Here is a 26,563-nt window from a genome sequence, read left to right on the forward strand (position 1 = left end):
AGTCTAGAGATTTCTCTTTTTTGAATGAAAATCAAATATTGCAGGGATATAGTGATTATTTAATAATGTTTTAACAATATGCTCCTTCGTAAAAATGAGATATGCGATAGTGTTTTAGGCACAACAAGGATCTCAAAAGCGCATTTTTTAATAATTTCTGAATAATAGGAAACACTTTGTCTGTTAATCAGGCCGGTTTCAACCTGTGGATATTTTGTGTATGTTAAGCTTTGTACGAGCTTTAAAAGAAGATAATCAAATCTAGTATAAACGAAGATTTAGGGGTTGTTTAAAGCACAAAGCGATAGGTAGCCTTTATCAAAAAGGTGTTGCCGGGTCTTCGGTTTAAAATCTGATTGTTCCAGGCTTCAAAAAGTCCCTGAGCGGGGTCGTTAGCGCCGTTTAAACCTTGAGACCAGACAAAGAAGAGTTCTGAGCCCGGTATATACTCCCATCGGAACACGAGGTTGGTGCGTAGTTGCACAAATGAAAAGTCAGGATCCTGAAAAGTATAATCTATGCTTCCGTCCCGGTTTTCATCTATCTCGTACGTATTTCCGCTTTGCGAAATCTGATCCTCCTCATATAGGGTTATCCGGTTATTCAAATCTTCGGCTGTGGCATCTGCAACGTAGTTGAACTGCGAGTATAATCCTCGGGATACAAAAGGCTGACCATAATATTGAATGGTCATATTAGGTGTGATGTTGAAGTTTGCCCGTAAAGTGGCGCTCAAAGTCCGCTGGTCAATGGCTGCGGTGATGTAGCGTCGCGAGTCGCCGTAGTCTTTCTGGGTGACGTACTGCGTCTTATTGGGATTTTTCTCATATTCCGTACTTAAGGAAAGGCTTAGGGCGTTAAAGGGCTGGTAGTTTAAGCGCAATTCGTAGCGATCAAGGCTGAAGTTGTGCTGCGTTGCCCGGCTCATCACATAGCCGGCTACTAAACTGAGCTTTTTTCGGCGATCGGTTCCGGCGAAAAGATACCAGAAGTTTTCTTCGTTAAACTTCCAGCGGGGACCGCCACGCAGGGTGGTATTGATGTAGATGCGCGGTTTGTGACTGGCGCCAAATTCGGTAAACCAGTTGTTAGCCCAGTTAATATCTCCGCCCACTTCATATTGCATGCGGTTGTAGTTCCCTTCAAAGTCATACGTAGAGCGCTGCTGAAAACTGTAAGACATTTGACGATACCAGTCTGTTGAATTTTGAAATACCCGTCTCACATTTACAGTCTGTACGATCTCATCAGCCTGTCGCAGGAAGCCCACATCATTGAGTTCAAGTTCGGGAGAGCGCCATACCACTCCGCCATTGTAGCTCCAGTTGCCATTACCCGCTTTGCCGATGCTGAAGTTACCTCCTGTTCCGGTAAGCGAAGTGCGCGTAGTGTCTACACGCACGTGTGTGGCATCAACCCGGTTAAATAAATGAGTAATACTGGCCTGAGTGTTCGTAATAGCTTCCCGGCTTCCGGTGACGTGACTGGCTGTAAATGTTCCCTGAGCAAAATAGGTGCGGTCTTTCCAGTTGTGTTTAAAATCAAGTCCCGCAGTAAAGGCATTTTCGTGGAGGAAATCCAGCTGAGGTACGAGTTTGCGGTTGGTGCTGGTAAAAATTCCGCCCACATACGAATTGCGGTTGTTGAAATCTTTCTGCACCCGGGCAACCGAATAATTGGTAAAGGGCTCTACAAGTTTTTCGCTTCGGGTACCGTTTGTATCAATACGTGTCGCAAATTCTTTCGCAGTAATGCTTTGTAAAAGGCCTATAGACCAGCCGTTTTTAGTTTTACCACTAAATTTTGCCGCGCCCAGAATGGTAGTGTTTTGAGGTTGGTCTACATACGCCGTGGCGGGACCAAAGCCATTGCCCTGCGGACTGCGCCCTATGCGACGGGAGTAGAATACATTGTCATTGCCGTTGCCTATTTCGTAGGTGAAAATATTCTTGTTCTCTACAAAGAATGGCCGTCGCTCCTGAAAAAAGATCTGAAAGCCATCTAATGCGATTGCTGCAGGGTCTGCGTCGACCTGACCAAAATCAGGATTTATGGTAAGGTCTAAGGTGAGATCGTTAGTGATTCCTATTTTGGCATCCAGACCCCCGTTTAATTTGGCGTCGTTTCCGTCTCTAAAGGGATTGCCGGATTCCGCTTCATAGGTATCCAGCTGGGTTACCACATAAGGCTGAATTTCAAGCTGTTTTTGAGGTTTCAGATTTTTGAGACCTCTCAGTTCACCAAAACCACTTACATATCCCGGAAAATTGGGTTCCAGTTCCTGCCACATTGAGCGTTCGGTATTTCTAAAATAGAACCGCTTGGCCTGTAAGCCCCAGATTTGTTCTTCGGCTTTGCCAAAGCGCAGCTGACTCAGCGGAATCTTTAATTCTGCAGTCCAGCCCAGGTCATCGCTACTTGTTTTGGTATACCAAATGGGATTCCAGCTGTCGTCAAAGCTGTTGCGCTCTGCAAAATCCCCGTTGTTTGAAATAAACTCGTCGCCTTTTACCCCGGCAGCCGTAATGGTAAATGAAAAGGCCGTGCGGTCGTCATTATAACTGTCAAAAGCGATTTCTACCCAATCGCCTTCAAAGCCGTCGCGGCGCGAGAGGCGTTTTACGATGCCCTCCGGGTCGCTGTCAAAACAGCGAAAAGCCACGTAAATGAATTTGTCATCGTAGAGTATTTTGAACTGGGTTTGCTCTGAAGGTTCTTCGCCAATATCGGGTTGCAATTGTTTAAACTCGCCCGTAAAAGGGACCAGGTCCCAGGCAGGATCATTTATTAAACCGTCTATCACAGGAGCCTGCGCGGTGTCAATAGCGCGGGTGGTATAACTCTTTGGTTTGATGTCATTATCGCCTTGTTGGGTGTAGGCCGTACTCCAAAGAAATAAGAGGAGGAATATAGAAACGCGCGAGACTAAAAATTGCATTATTCTTAAATGAGTTGGTATAGAGATCCGTGTTTTTTGCAAAGTGTTACAGTTTCGTTCTAAAAAAACCGAATGTATTAATCTAAGCAGGGGGCAAGATACCATTTCCGTATAATTTGGGACACTTAAAAAATGGCTGGTCGGGAAGGATTTTGCTTAAATAGAAACAAGTTCTTTTATAGGAGTAATAGAAGTGTCTGAAGGGGTTGCGGGTTAACAAAATTTTAATAATTTTCACCAACAAACCTAGTGTGAAATGTTACCTGTAAATCAAATAACTTTTGAGCCCATAGACACCTGTCTCAACTGCGGCATGCAGTTTGACAATGAAGATCATTTTTGCAGGGCTTGCGGAGCCAAGAAGATCGAAGAGCGTTTTACGCCAAGACGGGTGCTAAATGAAGCCGGAGAGCGCATATTCAACTTAGATAACCGCTTTTTGCGCACATTTAAAGATTTGTTCTTGAAACCGGAAGCTGTAATTGGTGGTTTTCTGGCCGGTCTGAGGAAGAGATATCTTAATGCCTTCAGTTATTTCACCATTTCGATTACCGTTTCGGGATTTCAGGTATTTGTGATGAAGCGCTTTTATCCTGATATTATGAAGGAGATGAGTTATTTGGACGGTCAGAATAACGCTTTAGCTGAAATGATTCAAAATTCAACGATGGAGTATCAACCTGTCGTGATGTTTGCAACAATACCGGTATTGGCATTTATGGGATGGCTTACCTTTCTTACTTTAAAAAAGCACAATTTCACAGAGCATTTCATAATTCAACTTTATTCGTATTCGCATTTGTCTATGATAGCATCTATTATGGGCATTTTATTTCTGGTAACCGAGGCAAATTACCTGCTGTTTGGTGTGCTCAGTATTCCGTTATACATCGTTTATAACGCGTATATGTTTAAGCGGCTTTACAGTTTGAGCGTAAAAGGTATCCTGCTGAGAAGCCTGTTTTTTCTACTCATTTTAATGGTTGTATATGTTTTGGTTTCTTTTGTTATTGTCGCTATTGTAATTGCTACAGACCCTCAGGGCTTTATGGAAATGGTAAAACAAAACGCCAATTAGACCTCAAATTCCTTTTGGTTAAACTTCGGTTTTTAATCTTCTTTAAAAGGTGGTGCGTAGTGTCTTGACAATCAAACCGATTAAGGCTTAAAAATTAAGTCAAAGCCCCGTTTGTCAAATCAATATATAGTTGTACATTTGCAGCCCTGTTTTCACGCGTGAGCGCGGGAGCAGGAAATGGAATGTTTAATAATTAAATAAAACAGTGTGGACACATTAAGTTACAAAACAGTATCTGCCAACAAAGACACCGTTAATAAGGAGTGGGTTGTTATTGATGCTGAAGGACAAACGTTGGGTCGCATGTCTACTATCGTTGCAAAATTTTTGCGCGGAAAGTACAAGCCTAACTACACACCACACGTTGATTGCGGAGACAATGTAATTGTTATCAATGCCTCTAAAATCAACTTAACAGGAAACAAGTGGGATGCTAAATCTTACATCCGTCATACGGGTTATCCTGGTGGTCAAAGAAGCCTTACTGCAAAAGAAATGTACAGCAAAGACCCTGCGCGTCTTGTTGAAAATGCAGTAAAAGGTATGTTGCCTAAAAACAAATTAGGTGCAGCGATCTATCGCAATTTAAAGGTTTATGCCGGTGCAGATCACGGGCAGGAAGCGCAAAAACCTAAAGTAATCAACATTAACGAACTCAAGTAAATGGAAGTAATACACAAAATTGGTCGTAGAAAGACCGCCGTTGCTCGTGTTTATTTAGCTCCTGGTTCTGGTAACATCACCATTAACAAGCGTGATCTAAAAGACTACTTCACTACAGGAACTTTACAGTACAAAGTACACCAGCCATTAGTAATGACTGAGAATGACAAAAACTTTGACGTAAAAGTAAATGTATACGGAGGTGGAATTACCGGTCAGGCAGAAGCTGTACGTCTTGCTCTTTCCAGAGCAATGTGCGAAGTAGACGCAGAGAACAGAGGTATCCTTAAGCCTGAAGGTTTATTGACCAGAGATCCGAGAATGGTAGAGCGTAAGAAATTCGGTCAGAAGAAAGCGCGTAAGAAATTCCAATTCTCAAAACGTTAAGAAAACGTGTTTTTCAATCCTTGCGGACTTTATTTTCCGTTTGGTTTTTGAAAACAAAAAGAAATTAATTTAATAAATGTCCTTGTCCCGATACGTCGGGAAATGAGTTTAGCATCTAAATAGGGAAGGCGCGGTTTAAAACCAACCACTTTACTATTGCTACTACAACGGGAACGTAAACGAATTTTAAAATGGCAAAAACAGAAAATGTAAAGGATTTACTGGACGCTGGTGTACACTTTGGTCACCTAACCAGAAGATGGGATCCAAACATGGCACCATATATCTATATGGAACGCAATGGCATTCACATCATAAATCTGTACAAAACTGCTGCAAAACTTAGCGAAGCTTCAGAAGCCCTAAGTAAAATCGCAGCTTCAGGTAGAAAAATACTTTTTGTAGCTACCAAAAAACAAGCAAAAGAAATAGTTGCAGATCACGCAGGTCGTGCTAAGATGCCTTACATCACAGAGCGCTGGCCGGGTGGTATGTTAACCAACTTCGTAACCATACGTAAAGCGGTTAAGAAAATGCAAACGGTAGATCGTATGAAACAAGACGGTCGTTTTGACAGCTTGTCTAAAAAAGAGCAATTACAAATGAACCGTATGCGTGACAAGCTCGAGAAGAACTTAGGTTCTATCGAAGATATGACACGTCTTCCGGGAGCTTTATTTGTAGTTGACATCAAGCGTGAGCACATTGCGATTAAAGAAGCACAAAAATTAAACATTCCAATCTTTGCGATGGTAGATACCAACTCAGACCCACGTCAGGTTGATTATGCCATCCCATCTAATGACGATGCTTCAAAATCTATTGAAAAAATCATCGCTAACGTAGCAGACGCTATCGTAGAAGGTCTTTCTGAGCGTAAAGCAAACAAAGACAAAGACGATAAGCCAAAAGCTAAAAAAGCTGACAAGCCTGCAAAAGCTAAAAAAGCTAAAGCAGTAGCTAGCGACGAAGAAGAATAGTATTTAACAATTTGATAATAGCTGAAGTCGTTTAGTATACTGCAATTTTGCACTAAACTAAACGACTTTTGTTTTAACTCATAAAACGTAAATAACATGGCAAAAATAACAGCCGCAGAAGTAAATAAACTAAGACAGGCTACCGGTGCCGGTATGATGGATTGTAAAAATGCATTAGTAGAGGCAGACGGGGATTTTGACAAAGCAATTGCTGTACTTCGTAAGAAAGGTCAGAAAGTTGCTGAAAAGCGTGCAGATCGCGATTCAAGCGAAGGTGTTGTTGTGGCAAAAATCAACGACGCTAACAATAAGGGTGTGGTATTCTCTTTGAACTGTGAGACCGACTTTGTTGCGAAAAATGATACCTATGTAGAATTGGCTACTAAATTGGGTGAAATCGCAATCAACCACGACTCAAAAGAATCATTCCTTGAAGCAGATTTTGAAGGAATGACCGTTTCTGAAAAATTAATCGAACAAACCGGTGTTATTGGTGAGAAATTAGAAATCGATGGTTTTGAAGTGCTTGAGGCTCCTTTTGTAGGTTCTTACGTGCACGGAAACAAAATCGGTGCGTTGACCGGTCTTTCTAAAGCTACAGACAATGCTGAAGAAACTGCTAAGGTAGTATCTATGCAGGTTGCTTCTATGGGTGCAACAACTTTGTCTTACAAGGATTTTGATCCTGAATTTGTAGCTAACGAAACCGAAGCGCGTATCGCAGCTATCGAAAAAGAAAATGAAGAGCTGGGACGTTTAGGTAAAACCAAAAAGAACGTACCGCTTTACATCTCTATGTCTCAATTAACTCCTGAAGTTATGGCTAAGGCAGAAGCAGATATCAAAGAAGAGTTGAAAGCAGAAGGTAAGCCTGAGCAAATCTGGGATCGTATCGTTCCTGGTAAGCTAGAGCGTTTTGTTGCAGACAACACTACTCTTGATAACGAGAAAGCATTACTTGACCAGGTATTTATTATGGATGACAGCAAGAATGTTGCTCAGTACGTAAAAGATCAGGGTGATGCAGAAGTGGTAGGCTTTAAGCGCGTAAGCTTAGCTTAATTCGTTTTGACGAAATTGAATAATTAAAAAGGCTGCCAATGGGTAGCCTTTTTTTGTTTGTGATTTCCGCTTTTACCACAACCACATTTAACCGTATATTTGCCCAAAATTTTCTACAGCCATGCAATACAAACGCATTCTACTTAAATTATCAGGTGAAGCATTAATGGGAAAACGCCAGTATGGCATTGACCCCGATCGTTTAGCAGAATATGCAGATGAGATCAAAAGTGTTTTAGATAAAGGTGTAGAAGTGGCAATCGTAATTGGTGGCGGAAACATCTTTCGAGGCGTAGCCGGTGCCAGCCGAGGGATGGACCGCGTACAGGGCGATCATATGGGGATGCTGGCAACCGTGATCAACGGTTTGGCCTTACAAAGCGCTCTTGAAGAAGCCGGTATTCAAACCCGTCTGCAAAGTGCTATAAAAATAAATGAAGTGGCAGAGCCGTTTATCCGCCGTCGCGCGATACGTCACTTAGAAAAAGGTCGTGTGGTTATTTTTGGTGGGGGTACCGGTAACCCGTATTTTACTACAGATTCTGCTGCGGTATTGCGTGCTATTGAAATAAATGCTGACGTGATTCTTAAAGGAACTCGTGTAGACGGTATTTACACCAGCGATCCGGAGAAAGACAGCAAAGCCGTAAAGTTTGACTTCATCAGTTTTGAAGATGTGCTGCAAAAAGGCCTGAAAGTAATGGATACCACAGCATTTACACTAAGCCAGGAAAATGAATTGCCTATCATCGTTTTCGATATGAACAAGCAGGGTAATCTGCTTAAAGTGGTTGAGGGCGAAAACATAGGCACCACCGTAAACCTCTAACGGGCTAAATCACGAATTAAAAACCGTGCATTTTTTTGCGCAGCGGTTATTACCAAAATGATTTTACTATTTTTGACTGGTTTTTTTAAAAAGCTAAAATTCTAAAAGCTATGAACGAAGACATTCAATTTATATTAGACGAGACTAAAGAAGCGATGGAAAATGCCATCGTTCACCTGAAGAAGCAATTTGCAAACATTCGTGCCGGTAAGGCGAGTCCGTCTATGGTAGGTAGTGTAATGGTTGACTATTACGGCAGCCAGACTCCACTTACGCAGGTGGCCAACGTTAACACTCCTGATGGTCGTACGTTGTCTATTCAGCCCTGGGAAAAGGCCATGATTCCTGAAATTGAAAAAGCGATTATGAACTCAAACCTGGGCTTCAACCCGATGAATAACGGAGAGAGTGTGATCATCAATGTACCACCTCTTACTGAAGAACGTCGTAAAGATTTGGTAAAGCAAGCCAAAGCCGAAGCGGAAGATTCTAAAATCGGGGTGCGTAACGACCGCAAAAATGCTAACAACGAGATCAAGAAACTTGAAAAAGACGGTCTTGCCGAAGATATGGCGCGTAATGCAGAAATTGACGTGCAGGAGCTTACGGATACCTACATCAAGAAAATAGATGACCTGCTAGCGGTTAAAGAAAAGGAAATTCTTACCGTATAACAGACGTTAAACTACTCCTAAGAGCGACCCTGAGGTCGCTTTTTTTATGCTATTTTTAGACATTTGGCATAGTTGAAGATCCAAAATCCGCATTAAACCGCACGTTCTGTGACCCATAAAGCTTTTATTTTAGGTTGTTTCGTTGTCTTGTGGCAGGCAATAGGCTTTGCCCAGCAACAAAGGAGTTATACAGATTCTTTGATTCAGAAGGCGATTTCAAAACGCATACAGAACAATCCGCAGGATGCATTAACGTATTTCAGTTATACCACTTACGAAAAGACCATTATCACAGACTCGCTTGAGCGTGAGAATAATGCACATGCTTTTTTTGCTGAAAAGGTTTCCGAAAATCAATACAACGAGGCCGAAGGTTTTAAGGAAGAAGTTCTGGGGTTTAATATGGCTGGTTTTACCGAGCCGCGGTATGAGGTTTTGGGAATTACCCTGCAGTCGCGCTCTTTTTACGACGAGGACTACGAGATTTTTAATTACCGCTACGCCGGTCCGCTGTCTACCCGTGGACTCAAAAATTACCACTACGCTTTTGTAAAAGATACCACGATTCTAAGCCGGCGAAGCCTGATGATCGAGTTCTGGCCGCAACGGCCTAAAACCATTCCCGGTCTGAGTGGTGTTTTCTATCTGGACGCTCAAACACTGGCCATTCAAAAGGTGCATATAGCGATTCAGGACGAGCTGATTGCTCGCATCGAGCAGGAGTACCACTACTTTAAACAGGAAGATATTTATATGCCGGCGTCTAATAAGCTGTACATCGAAAAAGGCGATACTTCAAAACGCCTTTCTTTTTTCAGAGGAAAAATTTCGGTGGGAACGCTTGAGAAAAGTCCGGTTAAGGAAGCAATAGAAGGACGCTATCTTTTATCTACCTCGTATAATTCCGCTTTTAATTTTTCGCAAAGCGAAAAAATTACGCATCCTAATCTGGCAATCGAAGTATTGGAAGACGCAGGTTCAAAATCGGAAGCATTCTGGCAAAAATACCGTGCTCAGGCACTTTCACAGCGCGATCTCAACAGTTTTGAATACCTGAACGATGTAGTCAAAACCGAAAATATCGAACGGCGCTTAGCTGTGATCAATAATTTCGGAATTGGCTATTACACGCTTGATTTCTTCGATTTTGACCTGACCTATCCGGTAAAATTCAACAATTACGAAGGTTTGCGTTTGGGGCTTGGTGGAGTAACCAATGCTGATTTTAGTGAACGTTTTCGGCTTGAAGGCTATACCGCCTACGGATTTAAAGACCATACCTGGAAATACGGCGTTGGCGTTGGCATTATGCTCAACAAGTCGCACGGCGCCTGGCTGAGTCTTACCTACAACGACGATTTGCAGGAAGTGGGAAGCTTCAATTACCTAACAGACCGTCGCGTCTATTCGCTCTTCGAGCCCCGTTTGGTCAACATTACCCAGTTTTTTGACTACAAAACCCTGCGACTGAATCAGGAATATCAAATCACGCCAAAAATCCTTTCCGAGTTTCAGTTTGCAAAGACAAACGTACTGCAAACACAGGATTATACTTTTGTCTTGGGCGATCAGTCCTTTCAGGAATACGACATCACCGAAGCTACTTTCGGCGTGCGCTGGAGTCCTTCGAGCAAAATTATGCGTTCTGAAAAGGGTACTGTTGAGATCTATGACGGCTATCCCAAGATAACCGCACAGGTTTCTAAAGGAATTTCCGGTTTGTTGAACGGGGATTTTGACTTTACCCGCGTGGGAGCCAAGTTCTTCTATCAGGTAGAACGGCTTAATAAGTCAACTACCGAGTTTTTAATTGAGGGTAAAATGGCTTTTGGCGAAGTACCGCTCACCCATTTATTTCACGCCTATCCCAATGCACCAACTAAAGAAACCGTGATGCAGCGCTTTTCGGTGGCCGGTGTAAACAGTTTTGAAACCATGTATTTTGGGGAGTTCTTTTCAGACCGACTCGCAACCTTGCAAATCAAGCACCGTTTAAGGCCTTTTGATCTTGGCGAAAAGTTTCAGCCCGAAATGGTCCTCATTACCCGTTATGCGCTGGGTGATATTTCAAACATCGAAAGACATCAGGACGTTAGCTTTGGTAAACTGAATAAAGGATTTACCGAAACTGGTTTTGAAATCAACAAAATTCTCTTCGGTTTTGGTACCAGTCTGACCTACAGATACGGTGCCTATCACTTACCCAAATTTGCAGATAATATCGCCTTTAAGTTTACCTTCAACCTCCAATTGTAATCTAATCAATGCTTTTGCTAGCGAAAGCAACCTCTTTTCCGGTTGGTTTGCACTAAAATCGGCTATTATTGAGTACCTTTGCGCCCTCTTAAATTAGAACGATGACCAAGCTTTTGGGGTACGGATTTTGGAACGGTGTCGCGCGACTTATTTTACGTAATCGGCTATTTATTCTTTTCCTTATTGCAGGATTTACGGTATTTCTGGGAACGCAGTGGAAGTATATGCGCTTTACCTACACCGAGGCCAATCTGCTGCCCGATGATCACGAAGTAAACCTGGAATACAACCGCTTTTTAGACCAGTTTGGGGAAGAAGGTAATCTGGTAGTTTTTGGCATTAAAGATTCCACACTTTTTACGCCTGAAATTCTCAACAAATGGAATGCCCTTTCAGACTCCATCAACCGCTTTGATGCCGTTGCGCTTTCGGTCTCCTTAAAAGATTTGAAAATCCTTCAGAAAGAAGAAGACCCCAGACGTTTTGATCTGGAACCTTTTATTCAAGGCGATATCAATACCAAACTTCAGGCGATAGCCTTAAAGAAAAAACTCTTTACAGATCTGCCTTTCTACGAGGGGCTCATTTACAATAAAGAGACGGGTACGGTGCGTACTGCCGTTTACCTGAAGAAAGACATTGTCAATACCGCTGCGCGAAAAGATTTCATCCTCGATGACCTGATCCCGCTGATTCAGAATTTTGAAGATGAGACCGGGATTACTGTTCATACAAGCGGAATGCCCTACATACGCACGCTTAACAGTAAGACCATTATTGGGGAAATCGGCTATTTTGTGGGCGGGGCGCTTTTGGTGACTTCAGTGATCTTTTTCTTCTTTTTCAGATCGTACCGGGCTACGTTTATTTCCATGTTTACGGTAATCATCGGGGTGATGTGGGCTTTCGGATTTTTGGGCCTTTTGGGGTATGAAATCACCGTTCTTACCGCATTAATTCCGCCGCTGATTATTGTAATCGGGATTCCTAACTGTATCTTTTTGATCAATAAATACCAGCAGGAATATAAAAATCACGGTAATAAAATTAAAGCGCTTCAGCGTGTAATCACCAAAGTAGGTAACGCGACGCTGATGACCAATATCACTACGGCTTCGGGTTTTGCGACCTTTATTTTGACCCAGAGTTCCCTTCTTAAAGAATTCGGTATTGTGGCTTCGATCAACATCATTGCGATCTTTTTGCTGAGCCTGTTGATTATTCCTATTCTTTACAGCTATATGTCTCCGCCTAAGGAACGCCACCTGAAACACCTGGGTAAAACGTGGATTGAGGGGTTTGTAAACTGGATTGAACATATGGTGCGCAACCAGCGCCTTACGGTCTACTGCGTGGCTCTGGTATTGCTTATCGCCAGTATGATTGGGATTTACCAGATACGCGTTTCAGGAAGTCTTATTGAAGATATGCCGAAGAAAACCGCATTTTACAAAGACATCAAGTTTTTTGAAACCGAATTTGATGGCATTATGCCGCTCGAGATTCTTATTGACACCAAACGTCCCAAAGGAGTGATGAAGCTGCCTACCCTTAAACGGATGGATGAGCTGGCAACCACGATTTCTGAAACACCGGAACTTTCCAGGCCCGTTTCCATAGTGAATCTGGTCAAGTACGGAAAGCAGGCGTTTTACAATGGCGACCCGCAATACTATCAACTACCTACTTCAAACGAACGCAATTTTATTTTGCCCTATGCGCAGAGTTTTTCAAACGAAGCCGGTTTGCTGGACAGTTATGTAGATTCTACGGGGCAGTATGCACGTATGACCACCTTTATGCAGGACATTGGCACCGACCGAATGGAAATCATTGAAGAAAACCTGTATAACAAAATAAATATCCTCTTTCCTGAGGATAAGTTTGACGTTACCCTGACCGGTAAAGCTTTGGTTTTTCAAAAAGGGACCGATTATCTGATTAACAATCTGGTGATCAGCCTGTCGCTGGCCATCTTGCTTATCGCCCTGTTTATGGCCTTTATGTTCCGGTCGCTTAAGATGATTTTGGTTTCCCTGATCCCGAATTTGTTGCCACTACTCATCACCGCCGGACTGATGGGCTTTTTGGGCGTTCCCATAAAACCTTCAACCATTTTAGTGTTTAGTATTGCCTTCGGAATTTCAGTAGACGACACCATTCACTTTTTGGCCAAATACCGTCAGGAACTGCGCAGCAGCGGCTGGAAGATCAAACGTTCGGTGTATGCTTCGGTTAAAGAAGCAGGCGTAAGTATGTTTTATACCTCGATTGTTTTGTTTTTCGGTTTTTCGGTCTTTATGATCAGTAGCTTCGGCGGTACCGTAGCGCTGGGAGGTTTGGTTTCGGTAACCCTGATATTTGCGATGCTTTCCAATTTGATATTATTGCCTTCTTTATTGCTTTCGCTGGAGCGAAATATCGCCAACAAAGAAGACTTTAAGAAACCCGCCATTCAAATTCTGGACGAAGTAGACGAGGACGATCTGGAAGAGTTTAACCGCGATAGTAATTAAAACCGCATTTTTTGACGGTAACTGCCGTAAAATTTATATTTGCGGTCAATAGATTTGAAACAAAAGCATAAGAATCCTTTAAGGGATTCATTAAAATTATAAAGATGAAAAAAACAATCGTACACATTTTAAAAGACGAACCAAAAGGGCAAGAGCTCACGGTTAAAGGTTGGGTAAAATCATTTCGCGCAAACCGCTTTATAGCGCTAAATGACGGTTCAACCATTAATAATTTACAGTGTGTGGTTGATTTTGAAAATACAGACCCGGCTTTGCTAAAGCGCATCACGGTAGGAGCGGCAATCGCCGTTACCGGAAGTCTGGTAGCTAGCCAGGGTGGTGGCCAGGCGGTTGAAGTTGACGTAAAAGAGGTTAAAATTTTAGGTGATGCAGATCCGGAAGAGGTGAAGCGCACCATCCTGCAGCCCAAGCGTCATACACTGGAAAAACTACGAGAGCAGGCTCACCTGCGCGTGCGTACCAATACCTTTGGCGCGGTGATGCGTCTGCGTTCGCAACTGAGTTTTGCCGTGCACCAGTATTTTCAGAAAGAAGGGTTTTACTACGTAAACACACCCATCATTACCGGTAGTGATGCGGAAGGAGCGGGTGAAATGTTTAAAGTAACTGCTCAGGATTTAAAAAATCCGGCTAAGGATAAAGACGGAAACATTGATTACAAAAAGGATTTCTTCGGAAAGGAAACCAATTTGACGGTTTCGGGTCAGTTAGAGGCTGAAACTTACGCCCTGGGATTGGGTCAGGTGTATACCTTTGGGCCAACCTTTAGAGCAGAAAACTCCAACACCAGCCGTCACCTGGCTGAGTTCTGGATGATTGAGCCGGAGGTGGCTTTTAACGATCTGGATGCCAATATGGACTTGGCGGAAGACTTCATCAAATACGTGATTCAGTATGTGATGGATAACGGGCAGGATGATCTCGAGTTTTTAGAAAACCGACTCATTCAGGAAGATAAAGCCAAACCCGAAGCAGAACGCGCGCCTATGCCGCTACGCGAAAAGCTGAAGTTTGTTTTGGAAAACAACTTCAAGCGCGTAAGCTACACCGAAGCGATTGATATTCTGAAGAATTCTAAGCCTAACAAGAAGAAGAAATTCAATTACATCATTGAAGAATGGGGTGCCGATTTGCAAAGTGAGCACGAGCGCTTCCTAGTTGAAAAACACTTTAAGTGTCCCGTAATTCTGTTTGACTATCCCGCAAATATCAAGGCATTTTATATGCGTTTAAATGAAGACGGAAAGACCGTTCGGGCGATGGATATTTTGTTCCCGGGAATTGGGGAGATTGTAGGCGGTTCACAGCGGGAAGAACGTTTAGAAGTGCTTCAGGAAAAGATGGCTGCGCTTGATATCCCCGAAGAAGAATTGTGGTGGTATCTCGATACACGTCGTTTTGGTACCTGTGTACACAGTGGTTTTGGTCTGGGTTTTGAGCGTCTGGTGCTTTTTGCCACCGGTATGACCAACATTAGAGACGTAATCCCATACCCACGTTTTCCGCAAAACGCTGAATTCTAGAAGAACACTTGGTAATAAAGAACAACCCGATTTAAACAATCGGGTTTTTTTGGCTCCTGCTGAAAAAAGTTACGGGGATAAACCCCCTTTTTTTTAGGGGAAATAGACGGTTATGTTAAATAATGCTTAATTTCAGCCGTTCATTAAAACTAACCCTTATGCGAAAAATTACTTTTTTTACGGCAGCCCTTTTTGCTGCGCTTTTAGTCACTTCCTGCGATAAACCTTGCGAATGTGAGGAGGCGGATGCACCGATAACCGGAGCTCCGGGTAATATTATTCCTTTACAGATGGCTGATTCGCTGTACCAAAACTACGGTAACAGCCGCGTGTCATTAATCGAAATGGCTGAAAATATCACCGAAGAAGGCGATACCATCCCTAAAGAAGATGCGAATTATAAACAGGCTACGCGTTACGTAAGTTTTTCATTTGCGGAGATGAAAAAATATATGGCTTATATCGAGCAGCAGGCTGATTCTGCAAATACTGAAATTTTACAATTACGAGTGTATTTTGGGAAATACGGTAAAAAACCAAAAAATAAAGCCAATAAGGGAACGGTCTTTTTTAATCCCACAGCGGAGTTTACCTTGGCAGACGGAACAAAAGATACGGTAAGTTTTGCAATACTAAATACTGTCGGTGGTGTCAAGAAAGCTGTAACTGTAGGTTCTGTTTTAGATGGTTCTGCTTTTGATGCAGAAATGGGCGCTGAAGACGTACAATCACTTTCAGAAAATATTGGTTATCCTGGGCCACCACCGCCTCTAAGCGCTATGGACTTTTAGATTGTATTTTGAAATTTGAAGACTTTAGTTCAATCCAAAAGTAAATAATACCCATTACGCTTAGAAATTTGAGCAGAATATACCTTAGTAATAGCTTATAATTTTGATTCTAGAAATCACTCTTGATTTGTCTCAAGATAGACTTAATTATGTTTTAAATAATCCATTAATTCTGATTATGAATTTTTTGGAGATGTTTTCGCTCTTAACAGGTTTGTTCTTTTGGAACAAATTTAAAGGATCTGCAATACCTTGGTTTATTCTTTTTTTAGGTTACAATTTTTTAAACGAAGTGTTTGCGGCTTTTTTTTATATCTATAAATTGGTCGATACCAATATTGTTTTTTATAACATACGCTTCCTTATTTATTTCGTGTTGCTTTTTCTTTTATACAATAGCCAGTTACGTCAATCAGGGTTCAAAAAAGCAACGCTGGCTTTTATAGGACTGTGGCTTTTCAGTTACATTTATTTTATAATAGCCTCAGATTTTTGGTTTCAATTTGCGGTACTACCAGCTATTTCGGGTGGGTTTTTACTTATGATAGTCATATTGTTTTATCTAATTGAGATCATTAACAAGAGTTCATTACTAAGTATTAAAAGCAACCTGTACCTGTATATAAGTTTAGGCCTGTTATTAGAAGCGGTAGTGCAGTTGCCGGTTTTTATTACATGGTTTTTAGGATGGACACAGGTTACAGAAATTAGTGATGCGCGCAATGCATTTTTTAATTCTCTTCGTCAGGTGAGTTATGCGGCTTCTTGTGTGATGTATATAATTTTTATATATGGTTTTTATAAATCCAAACCTCAAGAGGTCAAAAGTTAAATGGATCAGGGAACACAACTTTTAGTGATTTTAGTGGTTTTGCTGGTCTTGTTTTTACTGGCGGTCATTGTATTCGTGTTATTCTCGGTATTTATGAAGCGTAAAAACGCATTGTTACGTGAACAAATAGAAGCCGAAAAGCGCTATGAGCGGGCCATTGCAGAGACGCAGATTGAGATCCGCGAAGAAACCCTGCGCAACATCAGCTGGGAGCTGCACGATAATATAGGTCAGTTGCTTACTCTGGCTAAAATAAAGGCTCAAAATGTGGAAGGCGGGGATGAGATGCTTGAGGTTGCAGAAACAATAGGTACCGGTTTACAGGAGTTAAGAGCCCTGTCAAGAGCCATAAATCCGGAAGCACTAAACGGTCAGTCTCTTATACGTTCTCTTGAAGTTGAAGTGGCCCGTTTTAACCGCTTAAAATACCTTACAGCAGATTATGAATTATTGGGCGACCCGGTTCCATTAGATCCGAAAGCTGAAATTGTATTATTCCGAATTGTTCAGGAGTTTATAACCAATACGATGAAGCACTCTAAAGCTTCAAGCCTAAAAATATCGGTGCATTTTAAAGTAGATGCCTTAGAAGTTACGGCTGTTGATAACGGGGTGGGTTTTGAATCTGAAAAACTGGCCGATAAAGGAATAGGATTGAGTAATATTGATAAGCGGGCCGAGCTTATAAGGGCTTCGGCCAAAATAAACTCAATACCCGGCGCCGGTACACGATTGGTATTAATCTATCCCTTAGAATAAAAAGTATGTATAAAGTTGCACTTGTAGATGATCACACCCTCCTGTCTGAAGCTATCGCCGGACTTGTACGTCAATTTGAGAATTTTGAAGTTATCTATATTGGCCTTAACGGTAAAGAATTGCTTGATTATCTTAAAGCGGACGATTCTGTACAGCCTGATATCGTATTGATGGATGTAAAAATGCCGGTTATGGGTGGTGTCGAAACCACTGTCTGTCTCACCAAGCATTACCCCGATATAAAAGTTTTGGCGCTTTCGGTTGAAGAAGAAGAGCAGGTCGTCATGCAAATGATACGTGCCGGAGCAAAAGGGTATTTGCTGAAAGATACACGCAAGTCTATTCTTGAGGAAGCCTTGAATGACGTGCTCACTCATGGGTTTTACTATACCAATACGGTTGAAAAACTGGTTAAACGCAGTAAGGCAGCTAAGGAAGAAGATGTCGCTTTAAAGGAGCGGGAGATCGAATTTATCAAACACGCCTGCACCGAGATGACCTACAAGGAAATCGCTAAAGTTATGTTTTTAAGCCCCAAGACTATTGAAGGTTACCGGGAATCGGTTTTTCAAAAACTAGGTTTAAAAAACCGAACGGGTTTGGTGATATATGCGATCAAAAACAACATTTTTGTGCCTTAAAGGCTTTGAATTCTTCCTCTTCCAAGTGGTATTAACAAAAGTTTGATAGGCATACCTAAGGTCAATTTCGTTACTTTTGTAGTGCAACACGGCCATTATCTATGTTAAAACAACAACTTAATTTTAAATTATCTCAGAAGCTTTCGCCTCAGCAAATACAGCTGATGAAGCTTATACAATTACCTACACAGGCTTTTGAGCAACGTGTAAAACAGGAGCTTGAAGAAAATCCTGCTCTAGATAGCGGTAAAGAGGAGGTTCGGGATGACTTTGAAGAGTTTGATAACAGCGCAGACGAAGATTACGATTCTGAAAAGATTGAAGCCGAGATTGACGTAGACGATTACCTGTCTGACGACGAAATCCCCAGTTACCGTCTTAATACCAATAACTATAGTGCAGATGATGAAGAGCGACAAATACCTTATGCCGGCGGAACCTCGTTTACCCAGCATTTGATGAGTCAGTTGCATACCTATCGGCTTAACGACGAGCAGATGGAAATCGCCGAGTTTTTGATAGGTAGTATTGATGAAAGCGGCTACATACGTCGGGACCTGGTTGATCTGGTTGATGATTTGGCTTTCACTCAGAACATCTATACTTCAGAAGAAGAAGTGACCAAAATTCTCAAGGTGGTTCAGAATTTGGATCCTGCAGGAGTAGGGGCACGTAGTCTGGAAGAATGTTTGTTGATTCAGCTACGTCGAAAGGATGAAACTGCAGCGGTTTCGCTGGCTATTGACATACTGGAAGATGCCTTTGATCACTTCAGCAAAAAACACTACACGAAGTTGCTTTCGAAGTTTGACATCAGCGAAGACGAACTACGCGATGCCATTGAAGAGATTGAGCACCTTAATCCCAAGCCGGGGGGCTCCTATGCCGGAAACACCAAGATTGTAGAGCACGTCATTCCAGATTTTACCATTAAGATTAATGACGGGGAGCTTGAGCTTACTCTTAATGGTCGCAATGCGCCTGAGATGCACGTATCAAGGGAATATACCAATATGCTTAAAGGCTATAAAGCCTCTAAGGAAAAGAGCAAATCTCAAAAGGATGCGGTGATGTTTATCAAGCAAAAGCTTGACGCTGCCAAATGGTTTATTGAAGCGATTAAGCAACGGCAGCAAACGCTGTACGTGACGATGAGTTCCATTATGAATTACCAGAAGGAATATTTTCTTACCGGTGACGAGCGTAATCTACGGCCTATGATTCTTAAGGACATAGCTGATGAGATCGAAATGGATGTTTCCACCGTATCGCGGGTCGCAAACAGTAAATATGTGGATACCCCTTATGGAACGAAGCTGATCAAGGAATTTTTTAGTGAAAGTATGACCAACGATCAGGGTGAGGAAGTGTCTACACGGGAGATTAAGAAAATTCTGGAAATAACGATTCAGGAAGAAGATAAGCGCAAACCACTTACTGACGATAAATTAGCCAAAATCCTGAAAGATAAAGGGTATCCTATTGCCCGAAGAACGGTCGCCAAATACCGGGAGCAGCTTGATTTACCTGTGGCCCGTTTGCGTAAAGAGATTTAATGAAACTGCTACTACGTTTTTTTTCGTACCTCATGCACCCGCTGCTTATGCCTATTCTGGGGGTGGTGATTTACTTTTATGTTACTCCGAAATTTGTACCGGAGTCGTTTATGTATGCCAAATTATTTGCGCTCAGCATCCTGACCATTGTGGTGCCTGTACTTTTCTATTTCCTTCTTGAAAGTATTAATCTGGTATCTGACAAAGAACTGGGTCAGGTCAGAGAGCGTCGCATTCCACTTATGATTCAGGTAGCCATAACCCTGATGATTTTAAAATTGATCATCAACGGCTACGAATTCCCCGAACTGTATATCTTTTTCTTTGGAATTTTACTGTCTGCAGCTGCTGCTTTCTTGTGTTCATTAGTGCGCTTTAAAGCCAGTCTGCATATGGTAGGAGTGAGCGGGGTATTGGTCTTTGTGGCGGGATTGAGTATGGTCTATCAGTCTAATTTTTTAGTACTGATCGCCGCATTAATTATAGGTATTGGTTTTACCGCGGCTTCGCGTATTCAGGCTAAGGCTCATACGATGATTGAACTGCTTGCGGGCATTATTGTAGGAGGTCTGCCTCAGGTGCTCTTATTCGCCTTTTATAAGATGTAAAACATCAAACCTAACTTCAGACTGTTTAATTCAACCGGATTGCCTTCATTTGTTACCGCATCAGAAAAGAATGGATTGATGTTGTAGTAAAAGAAGAAATTGAAGGTATCGTATCCAAAAGAAAAAGTTAGTCCCAGACGATACCGGTCAAATTCGGGAACATCGGTCTGCACCACCTGATTACCCGGTTGCTCAAAATTGAATTTATACGCGTAGACGTAGCCTAATTGCAATCCGGTATACACTCTCCAAAATTTGAATGTTGAAGCCGTAGAGGTACGCCAGCGCAGTTGCAGGGGTACTTCAACCAAATAGGTGCTAAACCAGTTTTTGTCGTAGTTGACTTGGGAGTCAATAATTCTGAATATGGTTTCTTCAGATTCTGTTTCTCCTACAAAAAGATTTTGATTGTACGTGTTCATAGAGAGACCGGCTCCAAGTCCCAAAGCCCAGTTTCTTTGAGCATTAAGTGGCATATCACGTATAAAACCAAAATGAAGTCCTCCGCTAAAGCCATTCTGCTGCATATTTGCGGGCTTGTTGGTGAGTAGATTGAAAGTAACACCGAGGTAGAACTGGTCTTCACGGTATTTGCTGTCTACAACCACTGAATCGCTAGCAGCGGCTTCCTGGGTTTCCTGTGCGGTCATGAGATAGGATAACAGGCAGGTGAGATGGAGTAAGAGGTATTTGATCTTCATGACCTATTTGTTTTAAGACAGCTGGGAGTAAAATAACAAAAAAACGCTCCGAATAGTACAGAGCGTTTTTCCAAATTAATTTTAAGAGATATGCAATAAATCTAATTGAGTATTAATTGTTTTGTTCAACAGCGTTTCCTTTTTTAGTAACGTAGTTGATTTTAAGGGCATTAGCCTTTCTGAGCTCTTGTTTAATGTCTGAAATAAGACCCATCTTACTTTCACCATCCACTTTTAAAGCGGTGGTAAGAAAAGGAACTACTTCTTCACGCTTGCTCGCGCGTTCCTGATAGATGAAATCCTGTATTTCTGAAACATCAGCAAACTTATCATTAAGCTGAATCTTTGCAGAGGTGCCATAAGTAGCCTGATATTGTTCTACTGGTTCACCGGCATAGATATACATGACAAGATCCTTCTTATCTAACTTCTCGACTTGATTGGCTGTTGGTAAATTGTTTTTAACCAACTTGGTGTTTTGACGCATTACCGTAGCTACCATGAAGAAGAATAATAACATAAAAACGATATCTGGAAGCGAGGCTGTAGAAATTGCAGGTAAGTCACCTTTTTTCTTCTTATTAAACTTAGACATAAATAATAGGTTTAAATAGTTTTATGATTTCTTAGGCTCTGCTTCAGAAAGTTTTTCCGGATACAGTTCGCGTATTTCCTCCAAACGAGGCTTTAAGCGTTCTTTGTCACGTTCTGAGGTACGCGGATCATTATATCTTTGTTCCATGGAAACAAAAGACTCTCCATACTTTTTTTGTGCTTCGCGGTCCCTAAGCTGATTATAGGCAGCAACCAATTCGTTCTGTACAGCGATATAACGCTTATACGAAGTACCCCGGTTATTTACCAGGGATATAATCGCCTTGGTAGGATTTGTAGAGGAGTTTTCTGCTTTAGCTCCCTGACAGTATGAACAATCTTCTGCTCCGTTATCCAGGAATGCTACTGCAGCTGCTCTCAAATCTTTTAGCTGCATTACTTCATCTTCAACCAGCAATTCGTCATTACTGTTTACGATTACGGTAAATAGGTTACGCTCTTTAATTACCGGTGGAGGTGGTTGATTTTCATCAAGCTCCGGAGGTAATTTACGGCTAATACCGCTATCGGTTTCAATTGTTGTGGTTACCAGGAAGAAAATAAGCAGTAAGAACGCAATGTCTGCCATCGATCCTGCATTTACTTCTGGTGCTGCTCTTTTTGCCATAATTTCTTTTATTTAGCTAATTTCTTAACTCCTGAAAATACCATAGCACCTATTGCAACCAAAGCAAGGATGTAGAACATGTAAATACCTGCTTCAATCCATCTTGAGGCGCCTGCTGATACTACCTCTCCGTCACGTAAAGTAACTTCTTCACCTGAAGCCAAAACGTAAGAGATAACAACTATTGCTAGAAATGCACCAAGGCCTATTAACGTTCCCTTTAGTGATGAACCACTGCTGAACAGGTTTTTAAGTACAAAAACCAGTACAAAAACAATAGCTATTGCAATAGTCACATAAGCAATGATGATAAATGGAGTTACCAGACTGCTCTGTAAATCTGCTGAATCTGTAATCGCTGTATCACCTGCCAACAGGATTCTTACAAGCCATATAGCTCCAAGAACCGACAGGATTAACGCGACAATTTTTAATATTTTATGTAACATAATGAGTCTGTGTATTTAAAGTGGGAATTATTACTTCTTGTAACGTACAAGCATGTCTATCAAAGTGATAGAAGCATCTTCCATATCATTAACGATGCTATCAATTTTAGCAATGATATAGTTGTAGAAAATCTGAAGAATAATTGCCACGATAAGACCGAATACGGTAGTCAAAAGTGCCACTTTAATACCACCCGCAACAAGTGAAGGTTGCATATCACCGGCAGCTTCAATCTTATCAAATGCCTGGATCATACCAATTACCGTACCCATGAAACCAAGCATCGGTGCAAGTGCGATAAATAAAGATACCCAAGAAACGTTTTTCTCAAGAAGTCCCATTTGAACTCCACCGTAAGCAACAACTGCTTTCTCAGCTGCCTCTACGCCTTCGTCTACACGGTCAAGACCTTGATAGTATATAGAAGCAACAGGGCCTCTGGTATTTCTGCAAACTTCTTTTGCAGCCTCGATACCACCACTATTTAATGCATCTTCAACATCTTGTGCTAGTTTGGTTGTGTTTGTAGTAGCAAGATTTAAATAGATAATACGCTCAATTGCGATAGCAAGACCTAATATCAAACATAAAAGTACGATACCCATAAAGCCAGGACCACCTTCGATAAAACGTTTCTTTAACTCTTGGGTAAAAGAAACTGATTCTGCTTCATCGTCAGTAGCTGCTGCTTCGTCAGCTGCTTCATCTTGAACTGCCGTAATAACTGCGGCGTTAGCAGTCATTAGAGTTGCAGTATTTGCTTGAGCCGTTAGGTTGCTTAACGCCATTACAGCTGTGATTACTAGAATAGAAAATACTCTTTTCATTGCTTTGATTCTTAAAAATTTAGTTAGTAAAGTGATAAAGATATAAAATTAATTATTCAATTATTAAAAATTAGCAGAGAGGAAGGGATTCGAACCCTCGATACGCTTTTGGCGTATACACACTTTCCAGGCGTGCGCCTTCGACCACTCGGCCACCTCTCTTTAACGGCCTAAGCCTTTGTCTGCAAAAGGGAGCCAATTAACAAAAAAAATATCGATTTCCAAAAGGATTTATACCAACGACACATCGTTTCTGTTAACTCATCTCTCCCCTTAGCGATGTTTCAAATATAGTCTTAAAGACCTTTGGAGACAAGTTTTGACTATTTAGATACATCATTTTAGTGACTGCAGCTTCAATTGTCAAATCCTTTCCGGAAATAACTCCTATTTTTTTTAGCGTTGTACTCGTCTCATAATTACCCATTTGTACACTTCCCCAAGTGCATTGCGTGATGTTAACAACCGGAATCCCTTTTTGAATATTTTTTTGAATTAATTTCAAAAACCATTCTTCAGTTGAGCAGTTTCCAGAGCCGTAAGTCAGTAGTATAACCCCACTAAACTTTAACTTTTCAAACATGTCGGCCAATAAATCTTTTTGAATTCCCGGATAAAGGTGAGTGACTAAAATATCAGTTTTCAAATCTTCGTGTATCACAAGCTTTTTCCGCTTATAAGGTAAAAGCTTGTCTTCTTCAATACTCAGATGCACTCCTGAGGTAGCCAGAGGTGGATAATTAGGTGATTTAAAAGCTTCAAAATGTTCTGCACTAATTTTTGTGCTGCGATTGCCGCGGTAGAGCTTGTATTCAAAATACAGGCACACTTCACTAATGTAAGAACGGTTGCGTTTTTTGAGTCCGGCAATTTGAATCGCTGTGATTAGATTTTCCTTGGCGTCTGTACGCAGGTCACCTATAGGCAGCTGAGAACCTGTAAAAATAACCGGCTTACTTAAATTTTCAAGCATAAAACTTAGCGCCGATGCGGTGTAACTCATGGTGTCACTCCCGTGCAGAATTACAAAACCATCGTGTGTCTCGTAATGGCTTTCGATGATTTTACACAATTCAACCCAAAGAGCAGGATTCATGTTAGAACTGTCAATAGGTTTTTCAAGTCCGGTGGTGCTGATTTCACAATCAAGCAGGCGCAGTTCAGGAATTTTTTGAAGCAGATCTTTAAAGTCAAAAGCTTTTAAAGCTCCGGTTTCAAAATCTTTAATCATCCCGATGGTTCCACCGGTATAGATAAGGAGGATTTTACTTTGCTGACTCAAGACTCTTTAGCTTGTTGATTACCGGATTCGCATACATGAGTAAAAAACTTTCCAGTGCAATGGCACTGTCAGGATTCACACGCCGTTCTATACGACGCTCAAAATTGCGCTTGTCACGGTCGGTATAGGTGTGGGCAAAATCAGTAGTCTTATGATATAGATCATAAGCGACATAATTAGAAGGCCATAGTTTGTAAATACGGTAAATTTCGCGATCTATCTGTTTGGCAAGCTCCTGGAGTTTATCATTGTCAGATAAGTCGCTGGCCTCAAGTTTGTCAAAAAGCTCCGGATCTAATTTGCCTGCTGCAATATGTATGCGCTTTTTGTTGCCCAAAGCTCCCCGCATAATACTATTAAAATCTTCATTATTACTCTTAACATAAGTGAGGTCTTCACTTTTTGCAATGAGTTCGGGTACTTTAAGAATGTCTGTTGGGTCAAATTCGTACGAAATCGCTACCGGTCTTATGTTTAGACGCTTTAAATAAGTCATGGCCGGTACGTCACCCCGGGCCATAGCCGCCATTTTAAGCACACCCTGCTGGGTTTTGTCGCTACCGTCTTTAGTACGACCTTCCCGCTGTGCCATCCAGATCGACTGGTTTTGGTCTAATAGATAAGCTAAATATTCTGAAAGCTTTTTTGAACTGACCAGCATTTCGCGTGGACTCAGACTACGCTGTACCAAAAAACTGCGATTGAGACGGGCCAGAGCAAGTAAAAAAGACTTTTTTACCAGGTTGTCGCCAATGGCAGATGCCGTCATAACCAAATCGTGATCAAACAGTGCGACATTAATAAAAGAAGTGTCAAGGATAATATCCCTGTGATTAGAAAGGAAAAAATAAGCTTTGTTCCGCTCCAGATCGTCAAAGCCCGAAGTCGAAAATCCATCGGTGCTTTTTTCCATTACCCGCTGTATAGACTGGTAGATGATACGTGTCTGAAAATCGTAAATAGAATGACAGCTCTCAACGATATTTTTGATCTCCTCTTCTTTTTTATCAGGAAATGTAAACTGAAGCAGGGCCTGAAACATAGGATGTTTGTAGAATTCCTGTAAAATCTCGTGGACTTCAGTATCGTAATAAGGTCTTATGGAGTCAAATTGTGACACGTTCTCTTTATTTAAGGGTAAATAACGAACTATTTTGGCGATGAGTCAAGCCCAAATAGCTTTTTGGCATTTTTTGTAGTTTGTTCTTCTATTTGTTTTAGCGGGACCTCGTAAAGCTCGGCCAGTTTATTGGCGACTTCAATGAGGTAGCTGCTTTCATTGCGTTTGCCGCGGTAAGGAGTAGGGGCCAGATAGGGTGCATCGGTTTCCAAAACAATATTGCTGAGATCAATTTCATTGAGAAACTGATCAATTTTTCCGTTTTTAAATGTTACAACTCCGCCTATCCCTAAAAGTAAGTTCAGATCGATGGCTTTTTGGGCGTGCTCGCGGTTGCCTGTAAAGCAATGAAAAATTCCGCGTAGCGCATCACTTTTCTCCGCTTCCAGTACTTCAAAAACTTCATCAAACGCATCCCTGCAGTGTATAACAATGGGCAGGTCATACTGCTTTGCCAGCTGTATTTGTTCCGCAAAAACCTCCTTCTGTAAATCTTCGGTTGAGCGGTCCCAATACAAATCAATGCCTATTTCGCCTACGGCACAATAGTTTTTTGATGCAAGCTCCTCTTTGACATGATTCATTTCCGCCTTAATGCTTTCCGGATCTACATGGGTAGGATGAAGCCCCATCATAAGGTGCATGGATTCCGGGTATTGTTTTTTGAGCTCCCACATAGACGAGGTATAGGTAGAGTCAATGGCGGGAAGTACAAACGTTTTTACCGAGGCATCAATGGCCCTTTTTATCATTTCGTTGCGATCCTCTTTAAATGATTCGCTGTATAAATGGGTATGGGTATCTATAAACATAAAGCGCAAATTTAAAATTTCGTCAGGCCTTACCA

At 41.7% G+C, this 26,563-nt stretch carries 25 protein-coding genes and 1 tRNA gene; 16 read left to right on the forward strand and 10 right to left on the reverse strand.

Annotated features, from left to right (window positions below; genetic code table 11):
• Positions 1–289: 289 nt before the first annotated feature.
• On the reverse strand, positions 290–2,938 hold the full coding sequence (locus CJ305_RS02420) for a DUF5916 domain-containing protein (protein WP_099644632.1): 2,649 nt from the start codon (positions 2,936–2,938) through the stop codon (positions 290–292).
• Between the two features lie 256 nt (positions 2,939–3,194).
• Here CJ305_RS02420 and CJ305_RS02425 point away from each other — a divergent pair, with 256 nt between their 5' ends.
• The 16 genes from CJ305_RS02425 to CJ305_RS02500 all read left to right on the forward strand — a co-directional run bounded on the left by CJ305_RS02425 (position 3,195) and on the right by CJ305_RS02500 (position 20,114).
• Positions 3,195–4,016: a DUF3667 domain-containing protein gene (locus CJ305_RS02425; protein WP_099644633.1), complete on the forward strand. Its 822-nt coding sequence runs from the start codon at positions 3,195–3,197 to the stop codon at positions 4,014–4,016.
• A 207-nt stretch (positions 4,017–4,223) separates the two neighbouring features.
• Complete coding sequence (gene rplM, locus CJ305_RS02430) at positions 4,224–4,679, forward strand: 50S ribosomal protein L13 (protein ID WP_099644634.1); 456 nt, start codon at positions 4,224–4,226, stop codon at positions 4,677–4,679.
• Entirely contained in the window at positions 4,680–5,066 is a 387-nt protein-coding gene (gene rpsI, locus CJ305_RS02435) for a 30S ribosomal protein S9 (RefSeq protein ID WP_099644635.1), read from the forward strand. It abuts the gene before it with no gap.
• Positions 5,067–5,257: 191 nt separating this feature from the next.
• Positions 5,258–6,046 carry a 30S ribosomal protein S2 gene (gene rpsB, locus CJ305_RS02440; RefSeq protein WP_099644636.1) on the forward strand — a complete coding sequence of 263 codons (789 nt, stop codon included), beginning with the start codon at positions 5,258–5,260 and terminating at the stop codon, positions 6,044–6,046.
• Positions 6,047–6,142: 96 nt separating this feature from the next.
• Positions 6,143–7,108, forward strand: a complete 966-nt coding sequence (tsf, locus tag CJ305_RS02445) for a translation elongation factor Ts (protein ID WP_099644637.1) — start codon at positions 6,143–6,145, stop codon at positions 7,106–7,108.
• A 121-nt stretch (positions 7,109–7,229) separates the two neighbouring features.
• Positions 7,230–7,937, forward strand: coding sequence for a UMP kinase (gene pyrH / locus CJ305_RS02450; protein ID WP_099644638.1), 708 nt, complete (start codon positions 7,230–7,232; stop codon positions 7,935–7,937).
• Positions 7,938–8,047: 110 nt separating this feature from the next.
• Positions 8,048–8,611: a ribosome recycling factor gene (frr, locus tag CJ305_RS02455; protein WP_099644639.1), complete on the forward strand. Its 564-nt coding sequence runs from the start codon at positions 8,048–8,050 to the stop codon at positions 8,609–8,611.
• A gap of 108 nt (positions 8,612–8,719) precedes the next feature.
• Positions 8,720–10,867 carry a DUF5686 family protein gene (locus CJ305_RS02460; protein ID WP_189319363.1) on the forward strand — a complete coding sequence of 716 codons (2,148 nt, stop codon included), beginning with the start codon at positions 8,720–8,722 and terminating at the stop codon, positions 10,865–10,867.
• 101 nt (positions 10,868–10,968) lie between these two features.
• On the forward strand, positions 10,969–13,383 hold the full coding sequence (locus CJ305_RS02465) for an efflux RND transporter permease subunit (RefSeq protein ID WP_099644640.1): 2,415 nt from the start codon (positions 10,969–10,971) through the stop codon (positions 13,381–13,383).
• A 104-nt stretch (positions 13,384–13,487) separates the two neighbouring features.
• Positions 13,488–14,927, forward strand: coding sequence for an asparagine--tRNA ligase (asnS, locus tag CJ305_RS02470; RefSeq protein ID WP_099644641.1), 1,440 nt, complete (start codon positions 13,488–13,490; stop codon positions 14,925–14,927).
• A 158-nt stretch (positions 14,928–15,085) separates the two neighbouring features.
• Complete coding sequence (locus CJ305_RS02475; RefSeq protein ID WP_099644642.1) at positions 15,086–15,718, forward strand: hypothetical protein; 633 nt, start codon at positions 15,086–15,088, stop codon at positions 15,716–15,718.
• A gap of 103 nt (positions 15,719–15,821) precedes the next feature.
• Positions 15,822–16,550, forward strand: a complete 729-nt coding sequence (locus tag CJ305_RS02480) for a hypothetical protein (RefSeq protein WP_143469339.1) — start codon at positions 15,822–15,824, stop codon at positions 16,548–16,550.
• A complete protein-coding gene (locus CJ305_RS02485; RefSeq protein ID WP_099644644.1) occupies positions 16,551–17,309 on the forward strand; it encodes a sensor histidine kinase in 759 nt (252 codons plus the stop codon).
• Between the two features lie 5 nt (positions 17,310–17,314).
• The gene (locus tag CJ305_RS02490) at positions 17,315–17,950 is read left to right on the forward strand and encodes a response regulator transcription factor (RefSeq protein WP_099644645.1); all 636 of its coding nucleotides are present in this window, start codon (positions 17,315–17,317) and stop codon (positions 17,948–17,950) included.
• A gap of 101 nt (positions 17,951–18,051) precedes the next feature.
• On the forward strand, positions 18,052–19,506 hold the full coding sequence (gene rpoN, locus CJ305_RS02495) for an RNA polymerase factor sigma-54 (protein ID WP_099644646.1): 1,455 nt from the start codon (positions 18,052–18,054) through the stop codon (positions 19,504–19,506).
• Positions 19,506–20,114 (forward strand): hypothetical protein, encoded by a 609-nt coding sequence (locus CJ305_RS02500; RefSeq protein WP_099644647.1) that lies wholly within the window; start codon positions 19,506–19,508, stop codon positions 20,112–20,114. Before rpoN ends, CJ305_RS02500 begins: the two co-directional genes overlap by 1 nt.
• Here the strand turns inward: CJ305_RS02500 and CJ305_RS02505 are convergent.
• From CJ305_RS02505 to CJ305_RS02545, 9 genes are all read right to left on the reverse strand, one after another.
• Complete coding sequence (locus tag CJ305_RS02505; RefSeq protein WP_223248783.1) at positions 20,102–20,815, reverse strand: porin family protein; 714 nt, start codon at positions 20,813–20,815, stop codon at positions 20,102–20,104. The two genes, CJ305_RS02500 and CJ305_RS02505, sit on opposite strands and share 13 nt — an antisense overlap.
• A 112-nt stretch (positions 20,816–20,927) precedes the next feature.
• The gene (locus CJ305_RS02510; protein ID WP_099644648.1) at positions 20,928–21,410 is read right to left on the reverse strand and encodes an ExbD/TolR family protein; all 483 of its coding nucleotides are present in this window, start codon (positions 21,408–21,410) and stop codon (positions 20,928–20,930) included.
• Positions 21,411–21,431: 21 nt separating this feature from the next.
• Complete coding sequence (locus CJ305_RS02515) at positions 21,432–22,037, reverse strand: ExbD/TolR family protein (RefSeq protein ID WP_099644649.1); 606 nt, start codon at positions 22,035–22,037, stop codon at positions 21,432–21,434.
• Positions 22,038–22,045: 8 nt separating this feature from the next.
• Positions 22,046–22,486, reverse strand: a complete 441-nt coding sequence (locus CJ305_RS02520; protein ID WP_099644650.1) for a hypothetical protein — start codon at positions 22,484–22,486, stop codon at positions 22,046–22,048.
• A 30-nt stretch (positions 22,487–22,516) separates the two neighbouring features.
• A complete protein-coding gene (locus tag CJ305_RS02525) occupies positions 22,517–23,314 on the reverse strand; it encodes a MotA/TolQ/ExbB proton channel family protein (protein WP_099644651.1) in 798 nt (265 codons plus the stop codon).
• A 74-nt stretch (positions 23,315–23,388) separates the two neighbouring features.
• Positions 23,389–23,476, reverse strand: a tRNA-Ser gene (locus tag CJ305_RS02530).
• Between the two features lie 94 nt (positions 23,477–23,570).
• Complete coding sequence (locus CJ305_RS02535) at positions 23,571–24,596, reverse strand: asparaginase (protein WP_099644652.1); 1,026 nt, start codon at positions 24,594–24,596, stop codon at positions 23,571–23,573.
• Positions 24,580–25,716, reverse strand: coding sequence for a 1-acyl-sn-glycerol-3-phosphate acyltransferase (locus CJ305_RS02540; RefSeq protein WP_099644653.1), 1,137 nt, complete (start codon positions 25,714–25,716; stop codon positions 24,580–24,582). Before CJ305_RS02540 ends, CJ305_RS02535 begins: the two co-directional genes overlap by 17 nt.
• Before the next feature lie 29 nt (positions 25,717–25,745).
• Complete coding sequence (locus CJ305_RS02545; RefSeq protein WP_099644654.1) at positions 25,746–26,528, reverse strand: TatD family hydrolase; 783 nt, start codon at positions 26,526–26,528, stop codon at positions 25,746–25,748.
• Between the last annotated feature and the right edge of the window lie 35 nt (positions 26,529–26,563).

Source organism: Leeuwenhoekiella nanhaiensis (assembly GCF_002744755.1).
GTDB classification, from domain to species: Bacteria; Bacteroidota; Bacteroidia; order Flavobacteriales; family Flavobacteriaceae; genus Leeuwenhoekiella; species Leeuwenhoekiella nanhaiensis.